The 13199-nt window shown below is 63.3% G+C and carries 10 protein-coding genes and 1 pseudogene; 2 read left to right on the forward strand and 9 right to left on the reverse strand.

Translation table 11 applies throughout. From position 1 onward, the window contains the following. Positions 1 to 8 precede the first annotated feature (8 nt). Positions 9 to 509 (forward strand): thioredoxin family protein, encoded by a 501-nt coding sequence (locus ACPDZI_RS12995; RefSeq protein ID WP_438833258.1) that lies wholly within the window; start codon positions 9 to 11, stop codon positions 507 to 509. 81 nt (positions 510 to 590) lie between these two features. Here ACPDZI_RS12995 and maiA read toward each other — a convergent pair whose 3' ends face one another. From maiA to ACPDZI_RS13025, 6 genes are all read right to left on the reverse strand, one after another. Beyond that, positions 591 to 1229, reverse strand: coding sequence for a maleylacetoacetate isomerase (gene maiA, locus ACPDZI_RS13000; protein WP_331415027.1), 639 nt, complete (start codon positions 1227 to 1229; stop codon positions 591 to 593). A 72-nt stretch (positions 1230 to 1301) separates the two neighbouring features. Further along, on the reverse strand, positions 1302 to 2300 hold the full coding sequence (locus ACPDZI_RS13005) for a fumarylacetoacetate hydrolase family protein (protein ID WP_171280734.1): 999 nt from the start codon (positions 2298 to 2300) through the stop codon (positions 1302 to 1304). 11 nt (positions 2301 to 2311) lie between these two features. Then, complete coding sequence (locus ACPDZI_RS13010; RefSeq protein WP_438833259.1) at positions 2312 to 3472, reverse strand: homogentisate 1,2-dioxygenase; 1161 nt, start codon at positions 3470 to 3472, stop codon at positions 2312 to 2314. 47 nt (positions 3473 to 3519) lie between these two features. Continuing rightward, positions 3520 to 4617 (reverse strand): 4-hydroxyphenylpyruvate dioxygenase, encoded by a 1098-nt coding sequence (gene hppD / locus ACPDZI_RS13015; RefSeq protein WP_017408053.1) that lies wholly within the window; start codon positions 4615 to 4617, stop codon positions 3520 to 3522. 237 nt (positions 4618 to 4854) lie between these two features. Continuing rightward, a complete protein-coding gene (locus ACPDZI_RS13020; protein WP_438833260.1) occupies positions 4855 to 5523 on the reverse strand; it encodes an HAD family hydrolase in 669 nt (222 codons plus the stop codon). After that, complete coding sequence (locus tag ACPDZI_RS13025; RefSeq protein WP_263678300.1) at positions 5520 to 6179, reverse strand: TIGR01621 family pseudouridine synthase; 660 nt, start codon at positions 6177 to 6179, stop codon at positions 5520 to 5522. The genes ACPDZI_RS13020 and ACPDZI_RS13025 overlap by 4 nt, the downstream gene beginning before the upstream one ends. 86 nt (positions 6180 to 6265) lie before the next feature. On the opposite strand from ACPDZI_RS13025, the gene ACPDZI_RS13030 reads away from it, so the two are divergent. Beyond that, positions 6266 to 7849 carry an ABC transporter substrate-binding protein gene (locus tag ACPDZI_RS13030; protein ID WP_438833261.1) on the forward strand — a complete coding sequence of 528 codons (1584 nt, stop codon included), beginning with the start codon at positions 6266 to 6268 and terminating at the stop codon, positions 7847 to 7849. 64 nt (positions 7850 to 7913) lie between these two features. Here the strand turns inward: ACPDZI_RS13030 and ACPDZI_RS13035 are convergent, their stop codons facing one another. The 3 genes and pseudogenes from ACPDZI_RS13035 to mprF form a co-directional block, all read right to left on the reverse strand. Further along, positions 7914 to 9467, reverse strand: a complete 1554-nt coding sequence (locus ACPDZI_RS13035) for a methyl-accepting chemotaxis protein (protein ID WP_323933314.1) — start codon at positions 9465 to 9467, stop codon at positions 7914 to 7916. A 157-nt stretch (positions 9468 to 9624) separates the two neighbouring features. Further along, the gene (locus tag ACPDZI_RS13040) at positions 9625 to 10311 is read right to left on the reverse strand and encodes an AcvB/VirJ family lysyl-phosphatidylglycerol hydrolase (RefSeq protein WP_323944357.1); all 687 of its coding nucleotides are present in this window, start codon (positions 10309 to 10311) and stop codon (positions 9625 to 9627) included. A gap of 9 nt (positions 10312 to 10320) precedes the next feature. After that, positions 10321 to 12869: pseudogene (gene mprF / locus ACPDZI_RS13045) on the reverse strand (bifunctional lysylphosphatidylglycerol flippase/synthetase MprF). Between the last annotated feature and the right edge of the window lie 330 nt (positions 12870 to 13199).

Genomic DNA, 13199 nt, shown 5'->3' on the forward strand with positions numbered 1-13199 from the left:
AGCACGTGATGAACCGACTGCTATTGCCGCTGGTGCTTGGCACCGCCCTGTTTCATGGCGAGGCGTACAGCGCCGGCCACCTCTGGAGCCAGACCCTGCCCGATTACAGCCAGGGCTATGACGAGCAGCGGGACCCGGCCCGCGATCTCGCCGCCGCCACCGCCAAGGCCAGTGCCGAGGGCAAGAAAGTCCTGCTGCTGGTGGGCGGCGAGTGGTGCAGCTGGTGCCAGGAGATGAACCACTTTCTGGACCAACAACCCGATCTTGCCAGTCAGCTCAACCGCACCTTCGTGGTGGTCAAGGTGAACGTCAGCAAACAGAACAAGAACGAGTCCTTCCTCAAGGATTATCCCGAGTATCTGGGGGTGCCCCACTTCTATGTGCTGGATGCCAAGGGCAAGCTGCTGGAATCCTTCAACACCGGGCTGCTGGAGAAGGGTGACAGCTACGACGGGGAGAAATTCGGCAAGTTCATCGCCTTCTTCCAGCCCAAGACCACCCACGGCTAGTGAGCCCCTGATATCAAAGCCCCGCACGGTCGGCTGACCGTGCGGGGCTCGATAATTGGAACCTGGCAGGAGGGCGCAGCCTCAGGGCTGGGCATCCGGCTGCTGCTCTGGCGCGGCCTTGATAAACGCCTGCAACTGCTCGCAGTTGGAGACGATGCGATTGATGGTGGGGTAGTCTTCCAGCGACATGTCGTAGCGGCGGGCGTTGTAGACCTGGGGCACCAGCATGCAGTCCGCCAGGGTCACCTCGTTGCCGACGCAATAGATGCCGGCGGTGGTCATCAGCAGCTGCTCCAGCGCGGCGAAGGTTTCGTCAATCCAGTGGCGATACCACTCGTCGCGGTGTGCCTTGCCCTGCCCCAGCGACTGCTCCAGATAGTTGAGCACCCGCAGGTTGTTGAGGGGGTGGATGTCGCAGGCGATCATGTTGACGATCTGGCGTACCCGGGCACGCTCCTGCGGGGCAGAGGGCATCAGCGGGTGGGCGGGGTAGGTTTCGTCGAGGTACTCCATGATGGCCACCGACTGACCCACCTGCACCTCGCCATCCACCAGAAACGGCACCAGCCCCTGGGGGTTGAGCCGGCGATAGGCCTTCTCGCGCTGCTCGCCCTGCCGCAGATTGACCGGATGCTGCTCATAATCGAGCCCCTTGAGCTGCATCACGATCCGTACCCGATAACTTGCCGATGAACGCCAATATCCAAACAACTGCAACATAATCTGTCCCTGTGTTGGCAGGTGCAAGGGCACCTGCCGCTCACCAGCCGGCCTCGTATCCATGCTGGCCCCTCACTTCGTCTGACTGGCCCCCGCCGGCGTGACCCGCTGCAAAATGGTGCCAAACAGACTCATCCCGTTGCGATCCTGCATCGCGATGGACACTGTATCACCAAAGCGCAGAAAGGGTGTAGTGGCTTGACCTGACTCGATAATTTCCAGCATTCGCAGCTCGGCGAGGCAGGATGAGCCGCGGCTTCGGTCGTAGTTGGAGACAGTCCCCGAGCCGATGATGCAGCCCGCCCCGAGCGGCCGGGTCTTGGCGGCATGGGCGATCAGCTCATAAAAGTTGAAGGTCATGTCCACCCCGGCGTCGGGGGCCCCGAACAGGGCGCCGTTGAGGTGGGTTTCGAGGGGCAGGTGCACCTTGCCGTCGCGCCAGTCATCCCCCAGCTCGTCCGGGGTGATGGCCAGCGGCGAGAAACTGCTGGAGGGCTTGGACTGGAAGAAGCCAAAGCCTTTGGCCAGCTCCCCCGGGATGAGGTTGCGCAGGCTCACGTCGTTGACCAGCATCAGCAGCTTGATGTGGCCGGCAGCCGCCTGCGGGCTGGTGCCCATCGGCACGTCATCGGTGATGACGGCGATCTCCGACTCGAAATCTATGCCCCACTCCTCCGACCCCATCGGGATGGAACCCCGCGGCGGCAGGAAGCTATCCGAGCCCCCCTGATACATCAGGGGATCGTGCCAGAAGCTTTCTGGCATCTCGGCGCCGCGGGCCTTGCGCACCAGCTCCACATGGTTGACATAGGCGCTGCCGTCGGCCCACTGGTAGGCGCGCGGCAGCGGGGAGAGACAGGCCGTCTCGTCGAACGGGAAGGCGTCGGCGCAGGCGCCATCGTTGAGCTGCTGATAGACGGCGGTCAGTTTGGGCGCAAGTTCGGCCCACTCGTCGAGGGCCGCCTGCAGGGTGGCGGCCAGCTGCGGCACGCGCACCGCGCGGCTCAGATCGCGACTCACCACCACCAGGGCGCCGTCCCGCTTGCCATTGTTCAGGGTTGCCAGTTTCATAGGGATTCCTTTTATTTGCCGTTCGTGGCTGGCGTGAGTTCCGGGCGCAACCAGCTGGTGACGTAACGCGGGTTTTCCACCCCGTCACACAGGCTGCCAACGTTGAGCGCATCGCGGGTATCGAGCATCACCGCCACCTCGTCGGTGAACTTCTTGGCGTAGGCCTGACCCGCAGCAAACGCCTTGGGATGGGGGCCGTGGGTAAAACCGGCGGGATGGAAGGTGACCATGCCTCGCTCGATGTTGTCCCGGCTGAAGAAATCCCCGGCGTGGTAGAAGAGCACCTCGTCGTAGTCGTCGTTGCTGTGGTAGAAGGGCACCTTGAGAGCGCCGGGATCGCTCTCGATGGGGCGCGGCACGAAGGTGCAGACCACGAACCGGCTCGCCACGAAGGTGGAGTGAGCCGAGGGCGGCAGGTGGTAGCGATGGCTCATCAGCGGGCGGATGTCACGCCAGTTGAGGCGTACCACGCAGAGATCCCCGTGCCACCCTTGCGCATCCAGCGGATTGAACGGCCAGGTGATGACCGAGACCTGGTTGTGACGCTTCACCTGCAGCGACCAGGGGTTCTCATCCTGCTGGGCCCGGAAGCGCTCGTTGATGGCCGGTACGTCCAGCGCTGCGGGATCGAAGATGGCGTGATTGCCCACCAGCCCCTTGTCCGGCAACTGGTAGCTGTCGTTGGTCGCCTCGATCATCAGGATGAACAGGGGCGCCGTCGGCTCGATGCGCCACATGGTGCCGCGGGGGATCACCAGGTAATCGCCATCGCGCAGGGTCAGGTGACCGTAGTCGCAATAGAACTCGCCGCTCCCCTCGTGGATGAACAGAAGCTCGTCGCCATCGGCGTTGCGCACCAGAAACGGCATGGGCTCATGCAGGCGCCAGATGCGGTAACGGCAGTGGGGGTTGCTCAGAATATCCGGCATCACCCAGGGGGAGAGGGAGCTCACCTCTTCGCCGAGGGCGTTGAGATCGAACAGGCGCGGGCGCAGCGGCCCCTCCCAGTTGACCCAGTCGGTGGGGGCATGCTTGTGGTGCATGTGGGTGGCCGGCCCAAAAAAGCCGGAGCGGCCCAGTTCACGCTCATAGATGGCCTGCTCGGGCAGGTCGGCATGAGCCTGACGGGAGTGTGTCCCCTCCCGGTGGGGAAAGTTAATCCAGTTGCGCATCGCCAACCTCCCTTGCTTGACAACCAACTCGCGTGTGACGGTTCCCGTTACGCATCATTGAGCACCCCGCGACGGATCTGATCCAGCTCGATGGATTCGAACAGTGCCTGGAAGTTGCCCTCGCCAAAGCCTTCATTGCCCTTGCGCTGGATGATCTCGAAGAACACCGGGCCGATCACGGTGTCGGTGAAGATCTGCAGCAGGATGCCGTCCTTGGTGGGGGAGCCGTCGATGAGGATGCGCAGCTCTTTGAGCGCCGCCAGATCCTCCTGGTGCCCCTCAACCCGGCTGTCCACCTTCTCGTAGTAGGTGTCCGGGGTCGGCATAAAGCCGGTGCCACGGCCACGCAGGGTACGGATGGTGTGGTAGATGTCGCTCGACGCCATGGCGATGTGCTGGATCCCCTCCCCCTTGTACTGGCGCAGGTACTCCTCGATCTGGGACTTGTCGTCGGAAGATTCGTTGATGGGGATGCGAATTTTGCCGCAGGGGGCTGTCATGGCACGGGAATGGAGCCCGGTCAGCTTGCCCTCGATGTCGAAGTAGCGGATCTCGCGAAAGTTGCCGATCCGTTCGTAGAAATTGGACCAGACATCCATGTTGCCGCGCTGCACGTTGTGGGTCAGGTGGTCAATCTCGTACAACCCGGCATCCACCTCGGCCATGCGCGCCTGCCAGTCGGGATAAAAGACGAAGTCCACGTCATAGATGGAGCCCTTGTCGCCGTAGCGATCGACAAAGGAGAGGGTGCTCTCGCCGATGCCGTAGATAGCGGGGATGTTGAGCTCCATGGGGCCAATCTTGCCGACGAACGGCTTGGCACCCTTGCCGATGGCGTACTGCTGGGCCTTGCCTGCATCGCTCACCCGAAACGCCATGCCGCAGACGCTCGGCCCGTGCAGGCTGGCAAACTGCTCGGCCTGGGAGTGGGGCTCGGCATTGACAACGAAGTTGATGTCCCCCTGGCGGTAGAGCCAGCACTGCTTGTGCTTGTGCTGCGCCACCTCGGCAAAGCCCAGCGAGACGAACAGCGCCTTGAGGGCGGCAATCCCTTTGGCATCCGGCGCCGTGTACTCGACGAATTCGAAACCATCGGTGCCAAGCGGATTGATGGTGTGAGTACGGGCAGAAGAAGTGGTCGTCATGATGCGCTCCTTGCGATTGACTGATAACGAAGAGGGTAACACCGGGGCGCTGCGGGCAGCCGCCACCGGCATTGTTAACAACTTGTTTCATTAGAGGTGGCAGCGCGGCGGAAGAGAAGAGGCGGCGTTCAGATAGTTTGCCGAGGGGGATGGCCAAAAGATGTAAATAGATTGTGACATTTAGGCCGCAGCCTTGTGGCGCGCTCGGTGGCGCCCCGCAAGGCTGTCAGCTTTGCCTTACAGGGACCAGTATCTGGGCTCGATGCGGGGCAATGTCTGCCTCGCTTGTTGCAGCCGCGCCGGAGTGGGATTGATGAGCCAGGCCGCCTGGCCCTCTGCCAGCAATGGCAAGTCGTGCAGGCTGTCGCTCAGGGCCAGGGTGGCGCCGAGGGCCTGGATCCCGGGCTGGATCTTGTGGCGACCGTGACAGTAAAAACGCGGCATCAGGCCGCCGAGGCGATAGTGCATCCGCGAACCCAGAATGCGATGGGGCAGGCGGCCGGGCAGTTGCTGATGCAGCTGGCCCCGCACCAGGGCGCGGGGGCTGGCGGAGAGCACCCAGCAGCGCTGCCCTTCGGCCAGCAGCAGGGCGCGCGCCTCACGAAACAGCCCAGGACGGGTACGGCAATAGGCCCGCACCAGGCGTCGCCACCCCAGCGGCGACAGCCCGAGGGTGATGGCCCACCAGATCAATGAAATGCCGCGCCGACGCTGGCTTGGCAGCAGATAGACCAACCCGCCCAGCGCCATCACCGGCCACAGCAGCAGCGGCCAGATGCGGCGGCGCAGGATGAAACGCAGCAGCCCGGCATGGCTGTCATCCGGCGCCAGGGTGTCGTCAAAATCCGCCAGGATCCAGCCGCTGGCGGGCAGATCCGGTACGCCTGGCACTGTCACCCCCTTCATTCGGCCAGCCCCGCAATGGCGGCGTGCAACTCGGGCAGCACAAACAGCGTGCCTTCGTCGGGCGGGCAGACAAAGTCGAACGCCTCCCCCGCCAGGGTGAAGGCGAGGCGCCAGGCATGCAGATAGCCGCGATCGGCCGCCGTGCCGCCGTAGCGCTCATCCCCGAGGATCGGCGCCCCCACGCTCTTCAAGGCCACCCGGATCTGGTGGGTCTTGCCGGTTTGAGGCTTGATGCGATAAAGGCGCAGCCCCTCGCGTACCGACACGGAGTCGAACCAGCTGATGGCGGGGTTGTCGAGTGTGCGGGTCAGCATCCAGCTGCCGCCCCGCCCCTTCTGCATGTCCCCCTTCACCCAGCCCTGCTTCTTCTTGGGCTTGCGATCGGAGAGGGCCAGATACTGCTTGCTCACCTCCCGCGCGGCAAAGGCCATGCTGAGGGCACGGTTGGCCTCGGTGGTGTGCGCCAAGAGCACCAGCCCGGAGGTCATTTTGTCGAGCCGATGCACCGGATAGAGCTGCAGACCGGTGTCGGCCTTGACCCGGCTGACCAGCCCCGGATGGAGCAGGCCAACCTCGTCGGTCTCATCATGCATGCCAAGCCCGGGCCCCTTGTTGATAACCATGAAATCTTTGTGCTGCGCTAGTATCCGGTACATCAATAACCCTTTAGAATATTTTTCATTACAAGAACATGACCCTGCGGGGTCGCACCCCATGAACACTCAGAACAAGACTCGCACGGATGAAGAGATACTTGCTTTGGCTGCTGCTGATTGGCATCAGTCATGCTGTTCCCCTGCGGGCCAGCGAATCCAATCTTGAGGCGCCGGAGCGGGTCGTACTCCAGCTGCGCTGGCTGCATCAGCCCCAGTTCGTTGGCTATCACATGGCCAAGGCCAAGGGCTTTTATGCCAGTGCCGGGCTGGACGTCGAGATACGGCCCGGCGGCAAGGACATCAGTCCGGTAGAAGAGGTGCTGAGCGGGCGGGCCGACTTCGGGGTCGGCAACACCGAGGTACTGACCAGTTACGCCAGCGGCCAGCCGCTGTTGGCGCTTGCCAGCGTCTATCAGCACTCCCCGTCCATCTTTCTGGCTCGCCGTGACAGCGGCATTCTCACCGTTGACGACATGCGTGGCAAACGGATCATGATGTTTTCGGCCCATCAGGACGCCGAACTGCTGGCCACCCTCTTCTACCAGGGGCTGAGTGAGCGTCAACTCATCCCGTTGCCCACCTCGGTCAACATCGAGGATCTCATCGAAGGCCGGGTCGACATCTTCAACGCCTACCTCAGCAACGAGCCCTTCTATCTGGAAGAGCGCGGCATCCCCGTCTCCGTCATCAATCCGCGCAACTACGGCATCGATTTCTACAGCGACATCCTGTTCACCACCCAGGTGCAGGAGCGCACCCATCCGGATCGGGTGGCCCGGTTTCGGGCCGCGAGCCTGGCGGGCTGGCGCTACGCCCTCGCCCACCCGCAGGAGGCCATCGCCCTGCTGCGCAAGGAGTATGGCGTCAACCGCAGTCAGGCCCACATGGAGTACGAGCTACAGGTAAGCAAGGAGATGATCCAGCCGCTCTATGTGGAGATCGGGTATATGAATCCCGATCGCATGACCCACATCATGCAACAGCTGGTCGAGATCGGGCTGGTGTCCAAGCCGGTCTCCTTGCACGAATTTCTCTATCAGGCCCCTTCCGAGCAGTGGATCTTCTGGCGCCCCTGGTTCCTGCTGAGCCTGGCGGCCAGCGTGCTGATCCTGCTGCTGGCCCTCTATCTATTGATGTGCAACCAGCGGCTCAATCGCGAAATCGCCTTGCGCCGCCAGCGGGAGGAGGAGATCTGGCAGCTCGCCCGCCGCGACCCGCTCACCGGCCTGCCCAACCGGCTGAGCCTGATGGAGCGGCTCGATGCCCAGGTCAAGGGCCCGACCCCCGGCTGCCTGCTGTTTTGCGATCTCGACGACTTCAAACAGGTCAACGACAACTTCGGCCACAGCCACGGCGATGCCCTCCTCTGCCAGCTGGCGGAGCGGATCAGCCGCAGCCTCGGGCCACAGCACTTCTTCGCCAGGCTGGCCGGCGACGAGTTCGTGCTGCTGTTGCCGGGCCATGATCAGACGCAGGCCGACGCCATTGCCGAGCAGATCAGGGTCACCATGCAGTCGCCATTCGAGGTGGAAGGAGTCCCGCTGGCGGTCGGCATCAGCGTCGGTATCAGCCAGTACCAGCCGGGCTGGCGCGCGGAACAGTGGCTGATCCAGGCCGATCGCGCCATGTACCAGGACAAGGGGGCTCCGCTGGCAGCGCCCCCAGGCTGACCCCAAGTCCCCGACAGTACAAGGCCACCCGCAGGTGGCCTTGTTGTATGGATAGCAGCGGCGGCTAGCCGAAGGTCTGCCCCAGGGATTTGAGCTGTCTGGCCTTGGTCAGCAGGATCTCGCTCGACTCGTCCACATCCTGCATCTTGCTGCTGTTGGCATGGGAGTGCTGGGAGATGAGGTTGACGTTCTGGCTGATGTCTTCCACCACCGCCTGCTGCTGTTCCGCCGCCGCCGAGATCTGGGCCGAGAAGTCCATCACCAGCTCGATCTCCGCCAGCACCTGATGCAGGCTGTCCGACCCCATTCGCGTCATCTCTACGCAGGCCTGGGTCTGTTGCAGGTTGTTCTGCATCATCCCCTTCCAGCCGTTCAGGGTGCGCTGGATCTGGCCGATGCTGCTCTGGATCTGTTCGGTCGCCTTGTGGGTGCGGGTAGACAAGGTGCGCACCTCGTCCGCCACCACCGCAAAACCGCGCCCCTGTTCGCCGGCCCGGGCTGCCTCGATGGCGGCGTTGAGCGCCAGCAGGTTGGTCTGATCGGCGATGCCCTGGATTTCCCCCATCAGCACCCCGATACGATCCGACTCGCTGGCCAGCGCTACCGCCGAGGCAAAGGCGTGCTCCGCCTCCTTCGCCAGATCGGTGATCTTGTGCTCGGTCTCGATCAACTGCTGATCCGTATGCTGGCAGTGAGCCTTGGCTTCGGCAATCTGGCTGTTGGTATCCTGGATGTTGCGGGCGATCTCCTGGGCCGTACTCGCCATCTCGGTGATGGCAGCCGCCATCTGCTGGGTCTGGGCATCCTGCTCGGCGATGTCCGAGCTGGCCTCGCTGGAGGCGCTCTTCAGATGTACCGCCAGATCCTGCAAGGCGTGAGTGGCATCATCCACCCGGCCAAGCACGGTGCGAATACGGGCCTGCAGCAGCTTGATGTGGAAGTCGGCGATGGCGCTTGGCTCCTGCCCCGAGTAGATGAGCCGGGTCAGGCTGTCGTACTCGCCGGCCAGTTGCTGCAGATAACGGGGGGTGGTGATGAGTTCGTGGCGATAGAGCAGCCCCAGCAAGATCAGCGGCAGCGCCATGTAAAGCGCGGCCCAGCCGCCCAGTTGCACGGTGCCGAGCCAGCCCAGCGCCAGCAACCCGGCCACGGCTATCCCGTGGCGCAGCCGCGCCAGCGAAATTCTGGGCTTGCCGCCGCCCTGCTCCGCCGCCCGCAGCCGTGCATAGGTACGGGCAGCGATCTGCTTCATCTGCGGATCGGCGCGGCAGCGCACCGACTGGTAACCGCTGATCTTGCCCTGCTCGAAGATGGGGGTGACGTAGGCATCCACCCAGTAATAGCGACCGTCCTGGCAGCGGTTCTTCACCATGCCGCGCCATGGCTGGCCCTGCTTGAGTTTGCCCCACAAGTCGGCGAATGCCGCCTTGGGCATGTCGGGATGGCGCACCATGTTGTGGTGCTGCCCCACCAGCTCGGCCCGGCTGTAACCAGCGACCCGGCAGAAGTTGTCATTGGCGTAGGTGATCACGCCCCGCAGATCCGTGGTGGACACCAGCTGCTCATCAGCTGCGAAATCCACTTCCTGATCAACAAGATGGCCTTTTTGTTCGCGCATGTAGCCCCCACTTTTACGCTGTTGCTCAGTAGAGTGTTGGGAAGCAATCAGCACCTGTAAAGGTCAATTCAAAAAGATTCTGACGGGGTGAAAACGGATCGGGTCGGCAGGAAATAATCATTGATTCAAATCAATATTTCCTGCCTTTGCGCGATATTTATTGCAGTGACAGATGGCTGGCAATGGCCTTGAACAGCACCGGGTAGTCATCTTCGAAATGGTGCGAACCGGGCAGGGTCACTGTGGTCACGTTGGGCTGCTGCAGACGGGGACAGAGCCGTACCGGCGAGTCGTCATCCGCCCCCTGCACGCAGAGCATCGGCAAGGTGTGGATGGCATTGACCTCGGGCTGGGTGGGATAGCTGCCCGCCTTGTCGTGGGTCACCATGTCGCTGACATGGATCTCGAAATCGGAGGCGGTCGAGGGGGAGAGCATCACGGCCCCGATCAGGCTCTGGCGATAAGGTTCGGGCAACCGGTTGATGACGAAGGGCACTATCTCGGCACCGAAGGAGAAGCCCACCAGCAGCCAGCGCTGGCGCCCCCAGCGGGACTGGTAATCATCCAGGATCCGCACCAGATCGGCGGTGACCTGCTCTGGATCCTTCTTCTTCCAGTAGTAGGTGAGCGAGCTCCAGCCCACCACCGGCATGCCGTGCTGCTGCAGCTGGGCGCTGAGGCCCTTGTCCAGCGCCGCCCAGCCGCCGTCACCGCTCATGAACACCACCATGGGGGCGCTTGAGGCTTGCGCCACCGGCAGCTCCACCAGCCCCAACTCCTCTTTCACCGGCGCGGCAGAGAGCGAAAAGGCGCAGCACGCCAGCAGCAATAACAGGATTTTCATGGCCGACTCCTATTTTTTGATGAGCCCGAACGGGCCTCGGCTGATCAGGGATATCAGGTTGGTCAGCACCCTCGGCAGCACCAGCTTGCTGGTACAGAGCAGGTAGCGCGGCTCCCAGTCCGGCGAGAACTTCTCCTTGTAGCGTCTGAGCCCCTGGAAATTGTAGAAACGGCTGCCCCGGGTGAAGATGGTATTGCCAAGCCGGGTCCAGTAGCCGCTCAGGGGGTGATCGTTGAAACCGGACATGGGCGCCATGCCAAGGTTGAAACTGGCATAGCCCTCGGCCTTGCCCCACAGCAGCAGCTCGACGAACAGGAAGTCCATGATGGGCGCCGTGCCCGTGTCCAGGCTGTAGCGCATCAGGTCGATGGAGAGGCTCTCCTTGTTGTCGCTGACCCAGAGGTTGGCAAAGCCGACGATCTGCCCCTCGTGACGCACCAGCGCGGCTGGGCTCAGGCTGAGGTAGGCGGGCTCGAAACTGCCCACCGAGAAGCCCTTCTCCTTGCCCTGCTTGCTCTGCAGCCAGGTGTCCGACACCTCCTTGAGGCGTGGCAACAGTGCAGGCACGCATTCAGGCGCCACCACCTCGAACGACAACCCCTCCCGCTTGCCCTTGGCATGACTCTGGCGCAGGTTTCGCAGCCGGCTGCCGGCCAGCTCGAAGGCCGCCAGATCGACGATGGCCTCCTCCCCCAGCTTGAACGGGATCAGCCCCAGCTCGAGATAGAGCGGCAGGTAGCGGGCCGACACCTGGTAGAACACCGGGCTGGCATCGTGCTGATCGCACAGCTCGCGAAACTGCCAGAGCAGCTCCTCGATAAGCTCAGGCTGACCGATGGGATCCCCCATCACGATCCAGCCATTGCCCTCGACGCCGTACATCAAAAACGCCTCGCCGCCGGGATGAAACAGCAGCGACTTGTCGCCAAGCTGGGCCAGGTAGCCATGACCGCCCCCCTCGCGCAGCACCAGGGCATGGGCACGGGCCAGCTCCTCCGGCCCCGGCTTGCGCCCGGAGACCCGCAGCGGCGCCAGCAGCTGGGCTACCCCGACCACGGCCAGCACGGCCACCACGCTGCCCATGGCCCGCAAGCCGCGGGAGGCGGCGCCATGGGGCGAGAAGTGGAACCAGAGGGCGTGGTCATACTCCACCTGGCGGTAGGAGAAGAGCAGCAGCCAGAGCGCCCCCAGCAGCACGGCCCCCACCGAGATGAGCCAGCCCGGGGTGAACTGGGCGTGCAGCAGGGAGCCCTTGCGATAGAACAGTGACCGGCAGGGAGTGATAATGAGCAGGAACAGCCCGAGCAGCAGGGCCGACTCCCAGTCGAACCCCTTGAGCAGGGAGAAGATCATCCCCAGCCCCAGCAGCAGCTGGGTGATGCGAAACGCCGCATCGTGGCGCCGGTAGAGGCTGCGGGCCAGCAGGATCAGCAGCACGCCGCTGACGCTGCCAAGCACATGAGAGAGCTCCAGCAGGTGCAGCGGCAATACCTGCAGGAACATCTCGATGCGCCCGCGCATGGTGGGGATCATCCCCGAGCAGAGCAGCAGGCTGCCCGCCGCGAACGCCCCCAGGCTGATCAGCGCCGGCAGGAACTCCCGTACTGCGGTCATGATGCCCTGCAACCGGCTCCAGCGCGCCTTCTGCTGCAACAGCTCCTGGCTGGTGAACAGCAGCAGAGCACACAGGAAAGGCAGCACATAGTAGATGCAGCGATAGAGCAGCAGGGAGGCCAAGAGCTTGTCCACCGGCAGGTATTTGGCCAGCAGCAGGCTCATGCTCGCCTCGAACACCCCGATCCCGCCTGGCACATGGGCCAGCACCCCGAGGAAGCTGGCCAGCACGAAGGCACTGAGCAGCACCGGATAGGAGACGCTGTCCGCTGGCAGCAGCACATAGAGCACGGCGGCCGCAGCCATCCAGTCCAGCAGCGCCACCAGCAGTTGCAGCAGCCGGGTTCTGAAGACCGGCAACACCAGCTCGTGACCACGCCAGACCAGCGCAGGCTTTGGCCAGAACAGATAGCCAAGCACCGCCAAGAGCGCCAGAGCGCCCGCCACGTTGAGCAGCTGATCTGCCCACAGCGGCCAGTCCGGCAGCAAGGTGGTGGCCTGCCCCACCAGCAGGGCCGTGCCCCCCCAGGCCAGCAGGCCGAGGAAGAAGGTCACCGAGCAGAAGACGATGATCCTGGCCACTTCTCCGGTGCCGAGCCCCAACGACGAGTAGATGCGATAGCGCACCGACGAGCCGGTCAGCAGGGCGAAACCCAGAGTGTTGGAAAAGGTGTAGGCGATGAACGAGGTGACCCCCACCTGCTGCCAGGGCAGCCGCTTGCCGAGGGCGTGCACTGCCAGCATGTCGTAGCAGCAGAGGCAGGCATAGCTGAGCAGGGTCAGCAACAGGGCACCGCCCAGCAGCGGCGCGGCAAAGACCAGATGGCCAGCCGGATGTCGTGCCAGTGCCAGAGGTGAGTCAAACGATAGAGCACGGCCAGCGCCGCCCCCAACAACAACAAGCTACATAACGGGCCTAACCAGATAAACAGATGACGCCGCATTGCCGATCCCTACCGACGCGAGGCCATGGCCATGCGCGTCACGTTGCTGAACGTGGCCACTGGCAGCGAGAAGCGCAGCTCGCACTCCTTCGTGCCTTGGCCTTCAAATAGATGTTTTATGGGCCATGGGCGGCGAACGGTCGGCACGGATGACATGGCCGGTTTGGCCCTGGCTGCCCGGAAAATGCTCCCGCCCAGCATGGCATCCCACTTTATATCGACTTTTTTGCAAAAGACGAGCCTTGCTCTCGAAATAAAATTACTCAGCTGCCGGCAGATTAATTCACCGCTTACCCTGGCGGTCAGCCTAGCCACATCCCGTGGGCGCAC

Source organism: Aeromonas oralensis (genome assembly GCF_049665575.1).
In the GTDB taxonomy this organism is placed as follows: Bacteria; Pseudomonadota; Gammaproteobacteria; order Enterobacterales; family Aeromonadaceae; genus Aeromonas; species Aeromonas hydrophila.